Genomic DNA, 17,576 nt, shown 5'->3' with positions numbered 1-17,576 from the left:
CTCCCCCCGAACGCAGCGCAGCTGCGTTGGGCGGGAGAGGGTGGATCGAACACGCGCAGCGTGTTCGAGACGGGAGAGGGGCTCTTCTGAGGAGCGCGTGGCGCCCCTCTCCCGCCTTCGCTTCGCGAAGGCACCCTCTCCCACCTTGCGCGGCTTCGCCGCGCGGGGGAGAGGGGAAGAAAGAAAAACTCTATTCCACAAACGTCGCGACATCCGGCAACGCCGCCCGCGTCGTCCGGTAGCTGTTGACCTTGTTGCCGCTGTCCGGGAATCCGAACGAGATGCCGCATACCATGCGGCGGTCGTCGCCCATGCCGAAATGCTCGCGCACCACTTTGGCATGAAACGCCAGCGCCGCCTGCGGCACGGTCGCGAGGCCGAGCGCCTGCGCCGCCAGCATGAAGTTGCTGACATAGCCACCGCAATCCACCGCGCCGTAAACCCCGAGCGCTTCGTCTGTGGTGATGATCGCCACATGCGGCGCGCCGAAGAAATTGAAATTTTCCAGCGCCTGTTTCGTGTACGCCGCCTTGTCGCCGCGCGCGATGCCTAGCGTGTTGTAGAGCTGGAATCCGCTTTCGCGCCGGCGCTCCAGATAGACCCCGCGATATTCCCGCGGAAACGGAAAGTCGCCGACATTCGGCGCGCCCGACGCCGCCAGCGGATACAGCAGGTCGCGAAATCTTTTCGTCGCCTCGCCGGAAGTGATGGTGACCTGCCACGGCTGGCTGTTGCACCACGACGCGGTTTTTTGCGCGGCGCTGAGCAAGCGATCGATCGTCTGGCGCGGCACCGGTTCCGGCTTGAAGGCGCGGCAGGAATAGCGCGCGGCGAGCAGGGTTTCGAGAGTGTCGATGGCGGGGTCGGTCATGAAGTCCTCATAAAGTGAGACACGTCCCGCGGACGCGATGCGATACGGACTATCGCTTCGCAGAGCCGGGGCCGTCGCACATACCGGCGTTCGCGACGATCCCGGATCTGCGAAGCGGCATAAAGAATGCCGCATCGCGTCCGGGACACGAGAGCTACCGTCCCTTGGTCGGGATCTTGTTGAACGGCACGTCCTTGTCGACGCGGATGTCGCCGGGCAGGCCGAGCACGCGCTCGGCGATGATATTGCGCAGGATCTCGTCGGTGCCGCCGGCGATCCGGATCGAGGGCGACTGCAGCAGCATGGCCTGGAACTGGCCGCCGACCTCCGCCATCGCCGGATCGGTCAGCATGCCCGAAGCGCCCTGCAGGTCCATGGCGAAGGTCGCGATGTCCTGGGCCATGGCGCCGGCGACCAGCTTGCCGATGGAATTCTCCGGCCCCGGCCGCTCCCCCTTCGACAGCGCCGACACCGCACGGTAGCTGGTGTATTTCAGCCCGCTCGACTTCACCGCCCAGTCGGCCAGCTTGGAGCGCACCGCGCGGTCGTCGATGGCCGGACCGTCCTCCAGCATCAGGTTGCTGCAGAACTCGAACAGCTCCGGGAAACCGTTGGCCAGCCGCGCCCCGATCGACATGCGCTCATTCATCAGGGTGGTCAGCGACACGTTCCAGCCGTCGCCGACGGCGCCCAGCCGCTGCGAGTCGGGAATGCGGACGTTGGTGAAGAACACCTCGTTGAATTCCTGCATGCCGTTGGCCTGCTTAATCGGCTTGACCTCGACGCCCGGGCTCTTCATGTCCAGATAGAACATGGTGAGACCCTTGTGCTTGGGCACGTTGGGATCGGTCCGGGTGATCAGCAGGCCGTAATCGGAATAATGCGCGCCCGAGGTCCAGATCTTCTGGCCGTTGACGATCCAGCCATCGCCGTCCCTCTCCGCACGGGTGCGCAGGCCGGCAACGTCGGAGCCGCCGGCGGGTTCGGAAAACAGCCGGCACCAGATCTCCTCGCCGGAGGCGATCTTCGGCAGGTAACGACGCTTGTCGTCCTCGCTGCCATAGGCCATCACCGTCGGGCCGCACATGCCTTCGCCGATCTGGAACGGATGGGTAAGTTTGCCGTAGACGCCCTCCTCCTGCTGCCAGATCACGCGCTCGACCGGCGTGGCGCCGCGGCCGCCATATTCCTTCGGCCAGTGCAGGCAGACCCAGCCGCCATCGGACTTTGTCTTCTGCCAGTCCTTGGCGACCGACACGATATCCTCATGCTGCAGCTTGATGCGGCCGACCGAGGTCTTCGACAGCTCAGCCTCGTACGCCTTCGGCGCGTTGGCGGCGATCCAGGCTTTCGCCTCGGCACGAAAGGCGGCTTCCTGCGGGGTATCATCGAAATTCATCTGCTCATCCTCATTTCAGGAATCGCGCCCCGGATGCCGCGCAGCGCGAAGCGGTGCGCTGCTGATCCGGGGCCCATTTTGCTTCTGGTATATGGGTCCCGGATCTGCGGAGCAGCGCGAAGGGCGCTGCTCCGCAGATCCGGGACACGAACTCTATCGTTCCCGTGTGGGGATCTTGTTGAACGGCACGTCCTTGTCGACCCGGATATCGCCGGGCAGGCCCAACACGCGCTCGGCGATGATGTTGCGCAGGATTTCGTCGGTGCCGCCCTCGACGCGGGTGGCCGGCGAGCGGAGCAGCATGGCCTGGAATTTTCCCGCGGCGTCGGCCTCGTCCGGCCCGGTCAGCACGCCGGCGGCGCCCTGCAGGTCGAGGGCATAGGTCGCCACGTCCTGCAGCATGGAGCCCGCCACCAGCTTGCCGATGGAGTTTTCCGGCCCCGGCCGCTCGCCGCGCGACAGCGCCGAGATGGCGCGGAAGCTGGTGTATTTCAGGCCGCTGGCCTTCACCGCCCAACTCGCCAGCTTCGAGCGCACTGCGCGATCGTCGATGGCCGGGCCATCCTCGAGCATCAGGTTGCTGCAGAACTCGAACAGTTCCGGAAAGCCGGTGGCCATGCCCGCGCCGATCGCCATGCGCTCGTTCATCAGCGTGGTCAGCGATACGTTCCAGCCATCGCCGACGGCGCCGAGCCGCTGCGCGTCGGGAATCCGCACGTCGGTGAAATACACCTCGTTGAATTCCGACTGGCCGTTGGCCTGCTTGATCGGCTTGATCTCGACGCCCGGGCTCTTCATGTCGAGGAAGAACATAGTGAGACCCTTGTGCTTGGCCACGTTCGGGTCGGTCCGGGTGATGAGAATGCCGTAGTCCGAATAATGTGCGCCCGAGGTCCAGATCTTCTGGCCGTTGATGACCCAGTCATCGCCGTCCTTCTCGGCGCGGGTGCGCAGGCCGGCGACGTCGGAGCCGCCGGCGGGCTCCGAGAACAACTGGCACCAGATGTTTTCGCCCGACGCCAGCGGCGGCAGGTAGTGCCGCTTCTGGTCTTCGGAGGCATAGGCCATCATGGTCGGCCCGCACATACCGTGACCGATGATGAACAGCGCGCCGAGCTTGCCAAACACGCCCTCCTCCTGCTGCCAGATCACCCGCTCGATGGGCGTCGCGCCGCGGCCGCCATAATCTTTCGGCCAATGCGGCACCGCCCAGCCGGCATCGGCCTTTTTCTTTGCCAGGCCTTTGCGACGTCGAGAATATTGTTGCTCTTGAGCTGGATGCGGCCGAGCGAAGCCTTCTTCAGTTCATCCTCGTACTGCTTCGGCGCGTTGGCCGCGATCCAGGCTTTTGCTTCGGCGCGGAACGCGGCCTCCTGCGGGGTGTCATCGAAATTCATTTCTCTGATCCTCAAGCCGCGTTGCGCTGGCGCATGCGATCGATCAACTGGTCTTCCCAGTACGATAGGCTGCCCAGCCCGAGCGCCAGCGCATTGGAGCGGCGGTAGTACATGTGGCAATCGAACTCCCAGGTGAATCCCATGCCGCCATGGACCTGGATATTATTCTTGGAGCAATGCTGGAATGCTTGCGTCGCACTGATGCGCGCGGCGGCGGCGGCTTCCGGCAATTCAGAAGCATTCGTCGAGAGCGCCCAGGCGCCATAGTAGCAGTTCGAGCGCGCCAGCGTGGCCGACACATACATGTCGGCGAGCATGTGCTTGACCGCCTGGAACGAGCCGATCTGCCGACCGAACGCGATACGGTCGAGCGCGTAGTCGCGGCCCATTTCCAGCGCGCGGTCGGAGCCGCCGACCTGTTCGAAGGCGACCAGTACCGCAGCACGGTCGAGCACGCGCGACAGGATGCTCCAGCCTTCATTGGCGGCGCCGAGCAGTTCGGCTTTTGCGTTCTTGAAGGTGATCACGGCCTGCTGGCGCGACGGATCGACATTGGCCAGCGCCTTGGCTTCCACGCCGTCGCCCTTGAGGTCGACGATGAACAGCGCGATGTCGGTCTCGCGGCCGGTCGAGGCCGTGCGCGCGGCGACGATGGCGAAATCGGCGATGGCGCCGTCGGGCACCGGCTTCTTGGTGCCGCTCAGCATGCCGTTGGCGGCGACCAGCTGGATCTTGTCCGGCGACGGGTTGCCGGAGCCTTCGAACAGCGCCAGCGTGCCGATCGCCTCGCCCGACGCGATCAGCGGCAGCCACTTTTTCTTCTGCGCATCTGACCCGGCCAGCAGCAGCGCCTCGGCAGCGAGATAGACCGTGGAGGAGAACGGCACCGGCGCCAGCGCACGACCCATCTCCTCGGCGATCACGCACAGTTCCAGATGTCCGGCGCCGGTGCCGCCGAATTCCTCGGGAATGGCGACGCCGAGAAAGCCCATCTCCGCGAGGCCCTTCCAAAGCGCCTTGTCATAGGTTGCCTTGCCGTCGAGCACCTCGCGCACGGCCTTCGGCGGGCATTTTTCGGCGAGGAAGCGGCGGGCTTGGTCGCGGAGCTGTTTCTGGTCGTCGGAGAAATCGAAGTTCATGGCTGGATACTCTGCTGGTTGTTCAAGAATATGGAGTTGTCATTCCGGGGCGGCTTCAATTCAGCACCATCACATCCGCAGCCGGATGCTCCGCATAGAGCTGCTTCACCAGCGCCGCGCGGCGTTCCAGGCCGGCGCGCTGGTTGATGTAGCCCTTGTCGGTGAGTTCGTTGCCATCGATGCTGGCCGGCTCCTCCATCAGCATGGCGCGCGCGATGCGCCGGCTGCTGGCGCCTTCGCAAGACGCGTTGTGCGCCTGCAGGCCGTCCTTCAGACACTGCAGGACGGCCGGATGCTTCACCACATCGGCAAATGTCGCGTCGGGATTGCCGACCAGCAGGCGGCAGGCGGCCAGATTCGGCCACGCCAACACGCCGATATAGGGCAGGTCCTGTCCGGTGATCAGCGCGTCCTGCATCACCGGCGTCGCCGCCGCGATGACATCGGTGCGCAGCGAGCCTACATGGACGAACGTGCCGGTGGTCAGCTTGAAATCCTCGACCACGCGACCGGAGAAGATCAACCCTTGGACAGGATCTTCGGGATCGACGAACACGCCGGCATCGCCGATCTTGTAGAAGCCTTCCTCGTCGAAAGCCGCCGCCGTCAGTTCCGGCTGGCGATAGTAGCCCGGCGTGACGTTAACGCCGCGCAGCCGCAATTCGTACTTGGCGCCGACCGGCACCATCTTCAGCTCGACGCCGGGAAACGGCAGGCCTATCAGGCCGACGCGCTCGGTCTCCCAATAGGTCCCGGTCGAGGTCGGCGCCGTTTCGGTGGCCCCCCAGCCGGTATAGAACACGATGCGCTCGCCTGTGGCGCGCACCGCCAGTGCCTGCATGCGGTCATAGAGATCGTCGGGCAGCCGCGCGCCGCCATAGCCCATCAGCGTGAGATTCTTGAAGAAGTTGCGGCATAGCGCATCGTCCTTCTCCATCGCCGCGGCCAGCACGGCATAGCCGGCCGGCACGTTGGCGTAATAGGTCGGCGAGATCTCGCGCAGATTGTTCAGCGTCTCCTCGATCATCCCCGGCACCGGCTTGCCGTCGTCAATGTACAGCGTGCCGCCTTCGGTCAGCACCGGGTTGAACAATGCGTTGCCGCCCATGGTGTGGTTCCATGGCATCCAGTCGATGTAGACGGTGGGCGGCCCGTTGGGATCGCGCGGCCGACACTGCATCATCTGCGCAGCGTTGGCCGTCATCATGCGCTGGGTGTTGATCACCGCCTTGGGCATCCCGGTGGAGCCCGAGGTGAACAGCAGCTTTCCAACCGTATCCGGCGTGATCGCCGCGATCGAGTCGGACACGGCCGATGTCACCGGGGTCGCGGCGAGATCGGCGAAAGCCGTGCTGGCGATGCCGTCGCACGGACGGGTCACGTGAATGACCCTGATGCCATCGAGGTCGAGCGCCTTCAACGCCTTCTCGAAGGTCGGGCCGTCCTGCATCATCACCACGGCCGGCTTGATCAGATCGAACAGATACTTCAGCTTGACGTGATCCTGACTCATCAGCGAATAGGCCGGCGACACCGGCGCCGCGGGCAGCCGCGCCTGCATCGCCGCCTGGGTCATCAGCGCATGCTCGATGGAATTGCCGGACAGGATCGCCACCGGCGCGCCTTCCGGCAGCTTCATGTCGAGCAGCGCCTGGGTCAGACCGTCGACTTCGCGCTTGGCCTGCGCATAGGTGATCTTGCGCCAGGCACGGTCGGCGCCAGCGCGCTGCGCCAGCCAGACGCCATCGGGCTTCTGCACCGCCCACTTCGCCAGCGAAACCGGGAGATGCGGCTCGTAGTCCTTGAGCGGAAAGTTCGACTTGATGACGATGACGCCGTCCGCCCGCCTGACGACGTCGATGTCGCGCGGCAGCCAGTTGATTTTTCGGAACGCCGGCTTTGTGAAAACCGTGGCGGCCTGTGCGTTCATCTGATCTTCTCCCGTTCGCATTCTTTTCCACGGTCTCTTGACGGACCTGTGTTTCAGCAGTCGATCACACTCTAGCGCCGCACGTAAACCGGCTTGCGCTTTTCCATGAAGGCGCGGATGCCTTCCTCAAAATCTTCCGAACGGCTGCACAGCACCTGGTTACGGTCTTCCATGGCAATCACCGCCTCCATCGAGCCGGCATCCACCGCCATGTTGAGGCATTCCTTCGACAGCCGCAGCCCCACCGGCGAGGCCATCATCATGGCCTCGACATAGGGCGCAGCGGCAGACTCAAGACTGCCCTCCTCGACGACTTCGGAGACCAGCCCGACGGCCAGCGCACGCTCCGCGTGAATGAAGCGGCCGGTGAGGATCAGTTCCGAAGCGACGGAGACGCCGACGAGACGCGGCAAAAAATAGCTGGTGCCGATGTCGCAGCCGCCGAGGCCGAGCTTGATGAAGGCGCAGTTCATCCGCGCCGAGGTGGTGGCGATGCGGATGTCTGCCGCCAGCGCCAGCGCGAAGCCACCGCCGGCAGCGGCGCCCTGCACCAAGGCGATAATCGGTTGCGGGCAGCGCCGCATCAGCATCACGATGTCGGCGATGCGGCGCTGCGAATCCAGCGACTCCGTCACGCCGGGCATCTCCTGCCGTCCGGCCCGCTTTGTCATGGCATGCTTGAGATCAAGCCCTGCGCAGAACGATGCACCGGCGCCTTTCAGCACCACGACGCGGGTATCGCGGTTGCGCTGCAGGCCCTGGAAGTGAACGCTGAGGTCATCGATCAGCGAGGGATCGAGCGCGTTCAGACTCTCCGGCCGATTCAGCGTGACATGATCCACGCCGTCGCGATGATCGATCAGCAGCGGTTTGGACACCAAGGACTCCCGCGTTTTTTGTTTCCGCCAGCACCGGCAGTCATTGCTGGACCCTCTCCCACCCTCACTTCGTTCGGGCACCCTCTCCCACGGCGCGCAGCTTCGCTGCGCCGGGGGAGAGGGGAAAGGAAGAGTCCTACCTCGGCGCCATGCGGATGGCGCCGTCGAGACGAATGGTCTCGCCGTTGAGCATCGGGTTCTCGACGATATGGACCGCGAGGTTGCCGTATTCCGAGGCGTCGCCAAGACGCGCCGGGTGCGGCACCTGCGCGCCGAGGCTGGCGCGGGCTTCCTCGTTGAGGCCCATCAGCAGCGGCGTGAGAAACAGGCCGGGCGCGATGGTGTTGACGCGAATTTTCTGCGAGGCGAGGTCGCGCGCGGCCGGCAGGGTCAGGCCGACGACGCCACCCTTCGACGCCGAATAGGCGATCTGCCCGATCTGGCCTTCATAGGCAGCCACAGAGGCGGTGTTGATGATGACGCCGCGCTCTTCGCCGACGGCATCCAGCTTCACGGCCTGTTCGGCGAACAGCCGCAGCACGTTGAAGGTGCCGATCAGGTTGACCATGATGACGTTGGTGAATTTCTCCAACGGATAGACGCCCTGCTTGCCGACGATGCGCTGCGAGCCGCCGATGCCGGCGCAGTTGACCAGCACTCGCGCGATGCCGTGCGCAGCTTCCGCCTTGGCCAGACCAGCCTGCACGTCGGCCTCGCTGGTGACGTCGCCGACCACGGATATGCCTTTGATTTCAGCCGCAACCTTCTCGGCATTTTCCTGGCTGCGATCGAACACCGCGACCTTGGCGCCCTTGGCCGCCATGGCGCGTGCGGTCGCAGCACCCAGCCCAGAACCGCCACCGGTGATGAATACGGCCACGTCCTTCAACTGCATCGAGTTTGCCTTTCCTTGGGCGTTTCCTGATTTTCTTCTTGAACTTGTTCTTTGACTTGTTCTTCGACTTACTTTTGGGCGTCGCGGTCTTTTGTTCTTATTGGGCTTCGTAGTTGCCTGGTATTTTCCTTGGACTTTTCTTCTCTCGACTTGGACCTCAGATATTTCCTTGGGCGTTTCCCGACGTTTTTTCTTGGTCGCCTGTCGTCTTCCTTGGGGCCGTTTCTTCTTAGCTTTGTCGCCTCGTCATCCGACCGTTGATCCGGCCGTGTTATTGATCAGCATGCCGCCGAGCAGCATCGCCTCCATATGGGCGACGTAGTCGCGGCAGACTTCATCCGTCACCGGGCCGACGCCAATGGCGCGCGACATGGCATGGCGGCTGAAGAACAGGTTATCGCAGGCGCCGATGAGGCTGGTGTAGAACAGCACCGGATCGATCTTGCGGAATTCACCGGCGGCGAAGCCCTCGGCCAGCAGCCGGCGATGGAAATCCAGCAGCGGCCCGATGAAGAACTTTGATACTTCGTCGGCGGCCTCGGAGCTGCTCTCGTGCAGCAGATAATGGATCAGCCGGTTCATGTAGGGGAACTGGTGATAGGCCTTGATGATCCCGGCCACGTGCAGCTTCAGCTTGGCAGTGGACGAGATCGGCTGCGCCATTAGGTAATCGAGGTTGGTCATCTCGGTGGCGGCGTCACGCGCCAGCAGCGCCAGCAGCAGCCCGTCCTTGTTGCCGAAATGATATTTCACCAGCGCCGCGTTGACCCCGGACCTCTGCGCAATCTCGCTCAGCGACACTTCGATGGAATTGCTGAGAATCATCAGTTCGCTGGCCGCCACCAACAGCTTGTCGGCGGTGGAGTTCTTGCCCGGAGGTGTACGCCCGGCGGAACTGATGTGCGGAGATGCGATCATGTGACGTGCACATAAGCCGATTGGCGCGCTGCACTCAAGAGTTAATTGAGCGATTGACTAAGCGAAATTACCCCCTTAAATTGGGGTCAGAAAACTGCCGTCGAACGACGCAAACCAAGGAGAATTCGCCATGGCCGAGGCCTATATCGTTGCAGCCGCCCGCACCGCCGGCGGCCGCAAGGGCGGCCGCCTCTCCGGCTGGCATCCGGCCGATCTGGCCGCCTCGGTGCTCAACGCTCTGGTTGAGCGCAGCGGCGCCGATCCCGCAGAGATTGACGACGTCATCATGGGCTGCGTCGGCCAGGGTGGCGAGCAATCTGTCAACATCGCGCGCAACGCGGTTCTGGCCTCGAAGCTGCCGGAGAGTGTGCCGGGCACCTCGGTCGACCGCCAGTGCGGGTCGTCGCAGCAGGCGCTGCATTTCGCCGCCCAGGCGGTGATGTCCGGCACCATGGATATGGTGATCGCCGCCGGCGTCGAGAGCATGACGCGCGTGCCGATGGGCTCGCCGAGCACGCTGGCCGCAAAGGCCGGCCTCGGCCACTACAAGAGCCCGGGCATGGAACGGCGCTACCCCAACCTCCAGTTCAGCCAGTTCACCGGCGCGGAGATGATGGCGGAGAAGTACGGTCTCTCCAGGGATGAACTCGACCAATTCGCCTATGATAGCCACCAGCGCGCCATTGCGGCGACACAGGCCGGACGTTTCAAGGACGAGATCATTCCGCTCTCGATCACCCGCGCTGATGGCACCGCCGACACCCACCACATCGACGAGGGCATCCGCTTCGACGCCACGCTGGACGGCATCCGTGGGGTCAAGCTGATCCAGGAAGGCGGCAAGCTGACTGCCGCTTCGGCCAGCCAGATCTGCGACGGCGCCTCGGGCGTCATGGTGGTCAACGAGGCCGGCCTGAAGCGGCTGGGCGTCAAGCCGATGGCCCGTATCCATCACATGACCATGATGGGCGGCGATCCGGTGATCATGCTGGAGGCGCCGCTTCCCGCAACCCAGCGCGCACTGCAGAAGGCCGGGATGTCGATCGACGACATCGACCTTTATGAAGTCAACGAAGCCTTCGCCTCGGTGCCCACGGCCTGGCTCAAGACCGTCGGTGCCGATCCCGCAAAACTCAACGTCAACGGCGGCGCCATTGCGCTCGGCCATCCGCTCGGCGGCTCCGGCACCAAGCTGATGACAACGCTGCTTCACGCCCTGAAGCAGAACGGCAAACGTTACGGGTTGCAGACCATGTGCGAAGGCGGCGGCATGGCCAATGTGACGATCGTGGAACGGCTCTGATCTTTCTTTTCCCTCTCCCCCAGCGCAGCTGCGCGCCGCGGGAGAGGTGCCTGAGCGCAGCGAAGGCGGGAGAGGGAAAGCCGCAGGCTCAGAAGCGCCCCCTCTCCCGTCTCGAACCCGCTTCACGGGTTCGATCCACCCTCTCCCGCCTACGCGCAGCTTCGCTGTGCTTGGGGGAGAGGGGAAAGAAAGCAAGTTGCCTGAATACCAGAGCGGATCAATCCGCCGACCCTTGAGGAAACGCCCCATGACGCATCCGTCGATCCACGCGCGGACGAATCCCGACAAGATCGCCTACCTGATGGCGGGCTCGGGCAAGTCCATGACCTATCGCCAGCTCGACCAACGCTCCAATCAGGGCGCGCACCTGTTCCGATCGCTTGGCCTCGAGGCCGGCGATCACATCGCGTTACTGATGGAGAACCGGCTGGAATTCATGGAGATCTGCTGGGCGGCGCAGCGCAGCGGGCTGTACTACACTGCGATCAGCCGCTACCTCACGCCGGAGGAGATCGCCTACATCGTCAAGGACTGCGGCGCGAAGGTGGTCATCACCTCGCCGAAAGGAACAGAAGTGATTGCGCCGCTGATCTCCGGCGCGGCGGATACGTTGTTCTATTGCGTCGACGGCCCGCACGAGAACTTCCGCGACTGGGATGCCGCGGTTGCGGCCCAGTCCGCCACGCCGATCGCCGACGAAACCGCCGGCACTGACATGCTGTATTCGTCCGGCACCACCGGGCGGCCGAAGGGCATCAAACGCGACCTGAACAACGGCCCCATCGATGTGCCGAGCCCGTTCCTCAAGCTGTTGTGCGCCGACATGTGCGGCATGAATGCCGACAGCATCTATCTGTCGCCGGCGCCGCTGTATCACGCCGCTCCCTTGCGCTTCAACATGATGGCGGTCACGCTGGGTGGCACCTCGGTGATCATGGAGTCTTTCGACGCCGAGCAATTCCTGAAGCTGGTCGAACAATACAAGGCAACCCAGTCGCAGCCGGTACCGACCATGTTCGTGCGCATGCTGAAGCTGCCGGACGAGGTTCGTCTGCGTTACGACATCTCTTCGCTGAAAGGCGCGATCCATGCCGCGGCGCCCTGCCCGGTGGACGTAAAAGCGCAGATGATCGACTGGTGGGGGCCGATCCTGATCGAGTACTATGCCGGCTCCGAAGGCAATGGCGTCACCGTGTCGAATTCGCAGCAATGGCTGTCTCATCGCGGCACCGTCGGCCGCGCGGTCACCGGGGTGCTGAAAATCCTCGATGAGAACGACGAGGAATTGCCGGTCGGCCAGATCGGCACGGTGTATTTTGCAGACGCGCCGGTGTTCTCCTATCACAACGACGCCGAGAAGACGAAGCGCGCCTATAACGCCCGCGGCTGGTCGACGCTGGGCGACGTCGGGTATCTCGACGACGAAGGCTTCCTCTACCTCACTGACCGCAAGTCCTACATGATCATCTCTGGCGGCGTGAACATCTATCCGCAGGAAACCGAGGACGTGCTGATCACCCATCCTGAGATCGCCGACGTCGCGGTGTTCGGCGTGCCCAACGAAGAGATGGGCGAAGAGGTCAAGGCGGTGGTGCAGCCGCACGACATGAGCCGCGCCGGCAAGCAGCTGGAGGCCGAGCTGATGCTGTTCTGCCGCAAGCACCTGTCGCCGATCAAATGCCCGAAGAGCATCGACTTCGAAGCCGAACTGCCGCGCACCCCAACCGGCAAGCTGGTGAAGCGGCATCTGCGGGATCGCTACTGGCCACAGAAGGCAAGCGCTTAGGCTCTTGCTTACCCTCCCCTGGAGGGGGAGGGTCGCGCACGCAGTGCGCGGGGTGGGGTGATTCGCCCGCGCTGCGCTTGCGGTTTCACCCCACCCCGACAACATCGCGCTTCGCGCGACATTGTCGACCCTCCCCCTCCAGGGGAGGGTGAGTCCGCGCTTCGCTGATGACAAGCTCCATGACCGAAATGACCCCTGCCCTTCTCATCTCCGCGCCGCGCTCCGGCGCCGGCAAGACCACGGTGACTTTGGGCATCCTCGCCGCGCTGGCGCGGCGCGGGATAAAAGTGCGATCGGCCAAGGCCGGGCCCGATTACATCGACCCGGCGTTTCATGCCGCCGCGACCGGTCGCAGCAGTCTCAACCTGGACTCCTGGTCGATGCCGCCCTCGCTGCTCGACGCGCTGGCGAGCGATGCCGCAGCCGATGCCGACATGCTGGTGATCGAAGGCGCCATGGGCCTGTTCGACGGCGTTGCCAGGGAACCCGGCCGCAGCGGTGCGGCGGCGGACCTGGCGGCGCGCTGGCACCTGCCGGTGCTGCTGGTGCTCGACGTCTCCGGCCAGTCGCAATCCGCCGCCGCCGTGCTGCGCGGCTTTGCCGGCCACGATCCCGCGGTCCACATTGCCGGCGCCATCCTGAACCGCGTCGGCAGCGAGCGGCATCGCGCGCCCATCGCCACCGCGATCGGTGCCCTGGGCATACCAGTGCTCGGCGGCATTCCGCGCGACGCCACGCTGACGCTGCCGGAGCGCCATCTCGGCCTCGTGCAGGCCGGCGAGCACGGTGACCTCGCCGCGCGCCTGACTGCCCTCGCCGACATGGCCGAACAACATCTCGACCTCGACGCCGTCATCGCACTGGCCGCGCCGCTCGCGCGCAGCACAGGCAAGACGGCCTTCGCAATCCCGCCGCCCGGGCAGCGCATCGCGCTGGCGTCCGATGCCGCATTCAGCTTCATCTATCCGCATCTGCTGGATGGCTGGCACCGCGCCGGTGCGGAGATCGTACGCTTCTCTCCCCTCGCCGACGAAACGCCGGACTCGTCCTGCGATGTCTGCTGGCTGCCGGGCGGCTATCCCGAGCTGCACGCCGGTGCACTGGCTACCGCGCAGACCTTTCGCGATGGGCTCATGCGTTTCGCAGAAACCCGGCCGGTGCATGGCGAGTGCGGTGGGTTCATGGTGTTGGGCGAGCGGCTGGAGGACGCCGACGGCGTCAACCACCCCATGACCGGCCTGCTCGGCCACGCCACCAGCTTCCACAAGCGTCGGCTGCATCTCGGCTATCGCGAGGCGCGGCTCCTCGCCGACAGTCCGATCGGACCGGCCGGCGCGCGGGTGCGCGGCCATGAATTCCACTATGCCACGCTGATCCCCGGTGCCGACGCGCCGTTTGCCGAGCTCACCGATGCCTACGGTCAGCCCGTCGCCGAGCAGGGCGGTCGCCGCGGCCATGTCACTGGTACGTTCTTCCACGCCATCGCACGGAGCGACGCATGACCGAGCCCCTCTCTGCCATCGATGCCGCCCTACTGCCGCCGGGTATCCGCTCGCGCTTCGTCGACGACATCAACGGCCTGCGCATGCACGTGCTGGAGGCCGGCTTCGAGACCAGGGACCGGCCGTGCATCCTGCTGCTGCACGGTTTCCCCGAACTGGCCTATAGCTGGCGCAAGGTGATGCCGCAGCCGGCGGCAGCCGGCTATCACGTGCTGGCGCCGGACCAGCGCGGCTATGGCCGCACCACCGGCTGGGATGCGGACTATGACGGCGACCTCGCGCCGTTCCGCCTGCTCAATCTAGTGCGCGATGCGCTTGGGCTGGTGGCCGCCTTCGGCTATCGCCACGTCGAGGCGGTGGTCGGTCACGATTTCGGCTCGTCGGTGGCGGCATGGTGCGCGCTGGTGCGGCCCGACGTGTTTCGCGCGGTGGCCTTGATGAGTGCGCCGTTCGCCGGCCCGCCGCCGCTGCCGTTCGGCACCGCCGACGTGCCGGCGGCGCCGAAGCCGGAAGATCCCGTGCACCGCGATCTCGCCGCCCTGCCGCGGCCACGCAAGCATTATCAATGGTACTATTCGACGCGCGAGGCCAACGGCGACATGCAGCGTGCGCCACAGGGCGTGCATGATTTCCTGCGCGGCTATTATCATCACAAGAGCGCGGACTGGACCGGCAACAGGCCATTCCCGCTGAATAGCTGGACCGCGAGCGAGCTGGCCAAGCTGCCGACCTATTACGTGATGAGACTCGGCCAAACCATGGCCGAAACCGTCGCCGAGGAAATGCCGTCGCCGGCCCAGATCGCGGCGAACCGGTGGCTGCCGGACCTGGAGCTGGCGTTCTATGCCGGCGAATATGACCGCACCGGATTCCAGGGCGGCTTGCAATGGTATCGCTGCGGCACGTCGGGCGCATTCACCGCCGAGCACGAGACCTACTCCGGCCGCAGCATTGACGTCCCAAGCTGCTTCATTTCAGGACGACAGGATTGGGGCATCTATCAGCGGTCCGGCACCATCGAGGCGATGCAGACCACGGCCTGCAGCGACATGCGGGGCGTGCATCTGATCGACCACGCCGGCCACTGGGTGCAGCAGGAGCAGCCGGACGAGGTCAGCCGGCTGCTCCTGGAGTTCTTCACGCAGGCTGCCGGGCGATAATCCGCGGCAGCCTGCGCGGCTTTTACGCCGCGCGCACCGTGTCGAGGAATTTGCCGACTTCCTGTTTAAGTCGCTCGCTGTCGCGCGACAGCAGCTGCGCCGCCGACAGCACCTGCGCCGACGCCGAGCCGGTCTCGGAAGCACCGCGCTGCACATCGCCGATGTTGGTGCTGACCTGGGTGGTGCCCTGCGAGGCCTGCTGGACGTTGCGGGAGATTTCCTGGGTCGCCGCGCCCTGCTCTTCCACTGCAGCCGCGATGGTCGAGGCGATCTCCGACATGCGCCCGATGGTGTCGCCGATTTCCTTGATTGCCCCCACCGAATCCTGCGTGGCGTTCTGGATGCCGGTGATCTGCATGCTGATCTCGCCGGTGGCCTTGGCGGTCTGCTCCGCCAGTGCCTTGACCTCAGACGCCACCACCGCAAAACCGCGTCCGGCCTCGCCGGCACGGGCCGCCTCGATGGTTGCATTGAGCGCCAGCAGGTTGGTCTGCCCGGCAATGGTGTTGATCAGTTCGACGACGTCGCCAATACGGCTCGCCGCTTTCGCCAACTCACCGACGCGGTCGTTAGTCTTGCGCGCCTGATCCACCGCCTCATGGGCGATGCGCGAGGATTCCTGCACCTGACGGCTGATTTCGTTAACCGAAGAGGCCATCTCCTCGGTGGCCGAGGCCACCGACTGCACATTGGTGGAGGCTTCTTCCGAAGCCGCGGCAACCACCGCGGTCAGTTGCTCCGCGCGTTCGGCGTTGGCCGACAGCGTATTGGCGGACGCTTCGAGTTCGGTTGAGGCCGATGACACAGTCTGGATGATCTCGCCGACAGCGCCCTCGAATTTGTCCGCGAGTTCATGCATGCCTCGACGTCGATCAATCTCCCCCTTGGCCTGATCCTCCGCGCGCTGCGCGACATTCTTCGTCAAATCGCCTTGCATCGTTCGCAATGCGCCTGCCAGAACACCCACCTCGTCCGCCTGCTCGATATCGAGTTTCTGATCAAAGGTGCCTTTGGCGATTCCGTTGGCAAACGCGGCACAGGCGCGGATCGGCTGCGCGATGCCGCGTGCGGCTATGGCAATCAGTCCGATGGCAATCAGCACCACGACCAAGCCGACACCAAGCTGCATAAGACTGCTCGATGTCGATCGTTCCCGTAGCGAGGTGTCGAGGGCATTGGCTGACGCGAGCACCACACTGCGGGGAATCGAGACGATGACGGCCCACGGCGAAGTCGTGAGACCGAATTGGATCGGGGAGTAAATGTCAACGTTGGCCGATGCCGGATCGTCCTTCACCGTGGCCTTGCCGGTGCGGACGATGCCTGCACTATCGGCCCAACGAGGATCCGCCTCTGCGACTTTCTTGCCAATGACGTTCGAACTGGCACTGTTGGCCACGACCAGTCCGGTATCGTTGACAATGGCGACCTTGCCCTTGCCGTCGAACAGCGACGCATTGATCTTGACCGCGAGTTGCTGCACAAAATCAAGATTGTAGTCTGCGCCTGCCACGCCACGGAACTTTCCGTCAATAACCACCGGGACCGACATGGTCGCCAGGAATACCTGCTTGCCCTGCACGATATAGGGAAGCGGGCCGAGGATGTTCTCCTTGCCCGTGGTCATCGGGTTGATGTACCAGGCGCCTTTCACCAGACCGTTCGGATGCTGGTCCTTGCTGTCGTACTCGACAAGCGGCTGCACCGCGACCGTACCGCCCGCGCCGCGCGTCCAGTAAGGCAGGAAGCGGCCGGTATCGTCGGAGCCGCTGTCCTTCCGGCCTTTAAAGGCTGCATCGTTGCCGTCGAGCGCATTGGGTTCCCACGCCGAATAAGTGCCATTGAATGCCGGATTGTTCTCCAGGACATTCCGCAGCACCGCATTCAGCTGCTTGCGGCGGGTATCGCTCGGTGTCCCGCTGTTCTTGTCGTCCGCCAGCACGGCGAATGCATGCGCAATGGTTCGCGCTGCATCGAGCCCGACTTCAAGTTCGGCCTTGATCGCATTGCCCTCAGTCGCGGCGCGGTTGAGCAGGCTCTCCTTGGTTTGGCTATCCACCAGGCGCATCACTTCCGCGGTGACGTAAGAATGCGTATTCCCGCTCGAGACCAGAGTGTAGCTGATCAGGACAACGCTCGTCATCGTCAGGCAAAGGCCCGCAACGAGGCCGATTTTGAGTTGAAGCGAACGGATTTTTGCGAACGAGAATTTGCGCATATGGATCAGTTCTTTCTGCTTTCGTTCAAATTGGATGGGGGATCAAATCGGTCCGGATCGCCATTACCGCCATTGCAGATACAGGGTCGGTAACTCCACCGGCTTAATATGTCGGCCGGTACTACTACGGGAACTTGCCATCCGATCGATGGCTTCGACGACGGAAAAGAGCAGAATCTG

Annotated in this window: 12 protein-coding genes and 1 pseudogene; 4 read left to right on the top strand and 9 right to left on the bottom strand. The window is 64.2% G+C overall.

Features of this window, described 5'->3' with window-relative positions:
• Positions 1–190: 190 nt before the first annotated feature.
• The 8 genes and pseudogenes from ACUXVA_RS11500 to ACUXVA_RS11465 all read right to left on the bottom strand — a co-directional run bounded on the left by ACUXVA_RS11500 (position 191) and on the right by ACUXVA_RS11465 (position 9,427).
• A complete protein-coding gene (locus ACUXVA_RS11500; RefSeq protein WP_445492211.1) occupies positions 191–871 on the bottom strand; it encodes a nitroreductase in 681 nt (226 codons plus the stop codon).
• 154 nt (positions 872–1,025) lie between these two features.
• Complete coding sequence (locus tag ACUXVA_RS11495) at positions 1,026–2,270, bottom strand: acyl-CoA dehydrogenase (protein ID WP_445492209.1); 1,245 nt, start codon at positions 2,268–2,270, stop codon at positions 1,026–1,028.
• Between the two features lie 153 nt (positions 2,271–2,423).
• A pseudogene (locus ACUXVA_RS11490) lies at positions 2,424–3,667 on the bottom strand (acyl-CoA dehydrogenase).
• An 11-nt stretch (positions 3,668–3,678) separates the two neighbouring features.
• On the bottom strand, positions 3,679–4,806 hold the full coding sequence (locus ACUXVA_RS11485) for an acyl-CoA dehydrogenase family protein (RefSeq protein WP_265080189.1): 1,128 nt from the start codon (positions 4,804–4,806) through the stop codon (positions 3,679–3,681).
• A 55-nt stretch (positions 4,807–4,861) separates the two neighbouring features.
• The gene (locus ACUXVA_RS11480; protein ID WP_445492206.1) at positions 4,862–6,736 is read right to left on the bottom strand and encodes an AMP-binding protein; all 1,875 of its coding nucleotides are present in this window, start codon (positions 6,734–6,736) and stop codon (positions 4,862–4,864) included.
• 71 nt (positions 6,737–6,807) lie between these two features.
• Positions 6,808–7,614 (bottom strand): enoyl-CoA hydratase/isomerase family protein, encoded by an 807-nt coding sequence (locus ACUXVA_RS11475; protein WP_265080190.1) that lies wholly within the window; start codon positions 7,612–7,614, stop codon positions 6,808–6,810.
• A 136-nt stretch (positions 7,615–7,750) separates the two neighbouring features.
• Positions 7,751–8,509 (bottom strand): SDR family NAD(P)-dependent oxidoreductase, encoded by a 759-nt coding sequence (locus tag ACUXVA_RS11470; protein WP_265080191.1) that lies wholly within the window; start codon positions 8,507–8,509, stop codon positions 7,751–7,753.
• A gap of 246 nt (positions 8,510–8,755) precedes the next feature.
• Positions 8,756–9,427 carry a TetR family transcriptional regulator gene (locus ACUXVA_RS11465; protein ID WP_265080192.1) on the bottom strand — a complete coding sequence of 224 codons (672 nt, stop codon included), beginning with the start codon at positions 9,425–9,427 and terminating at the stop codon, positions 8,756–8,758.
• A 130-nt stretch (positions 9,428–9,557) separates the two neighbouring features.
• Between ACUXVA_RS11465 and ACUXVA_RS11460 the strand changes: the two genes are divergently transcribed.
• The 4 genes from ACUXVA_RS11460 to ACUXVA_RS11445 all read left to right on the top strand — a co-directional run bounded on the left by ACUXVA_RS11460 (position 9,558) and on the right by ACUXVA_RS11445 (position 15,178).
• Positions 9,558–10,730, top strand: a complete 1,173-nt coding sequence (locus ACUXVA_RS11460) for an acetyl-CoA C-acetyltransferase (RefSeq protein WP_265080193.1) — start codon at positions 9,558–9,560, stop codon at positions 10,728–10,730.
• Between the two features lie 247 nt (positions 10,731–10,977).
• Entirely contained in the window at positions 10,978–12,516 is a 1,539-nt protein-coding gene (locus ACUXVA_RS11455; RefSeq protein WP_445492203.1) for an acyl-CoA synthetase, read from the top strand.
• A gap of 188 nt (positions 12,517–12,704) precedes the next feature.
• Positions 12,705–14,018: a cobyrinate a,c-diamide synthase gene (locus ACUXVA_RS11450; RefSeq protein ID WP_445493275.1), complete on the top strand. Its 1,314-nt coding sequence runs from the start codon at positions 12,705–12,707 to the stop codon at positions 14,016–14,018.
• Positions 14,015–15,178 (top strand): alpha/beta fold hydrolase, encoded by a 1,164-nt coding sequence (locus ACUXVA_RS11445; RefSeq protein ID WP_445492201.1) that lies wholly within the window; start codon positions 14,015–14,017, stop codon positions 15,176–15,178. Before ACUXVA_RS11450 ends, ACUXVA_RS11445 begins: the two co-directional genes overlap by 4 nt.
• Positions 15,179–15,200: 22 nt before the next feature.
• Here the strand turns inward: ACUXVA_RS11445 and ACUXVA_RS11440 are convergent, their stop codons facing one another.
• Positions 15,201–17,396, bottom strand: a complete 2,196-nt coding sequence (locus ACUXVA_RS11440) for a methyl-accepting chemotaxis protein (RefSeq protein WP_445492199.1) — start codon at positions 17,394–17,396, stop codon at positions 15,201–15,203.
• Positions 17,397–17,576 lie beyond the last annotated feature (180 nt).

This window comes from Rhodopseudomonas sp. RCAM05734, from assembly GCF_052658035.1.
This window is presented reverse-complemented; position numbering and strand designations above follow the sequence as displayed.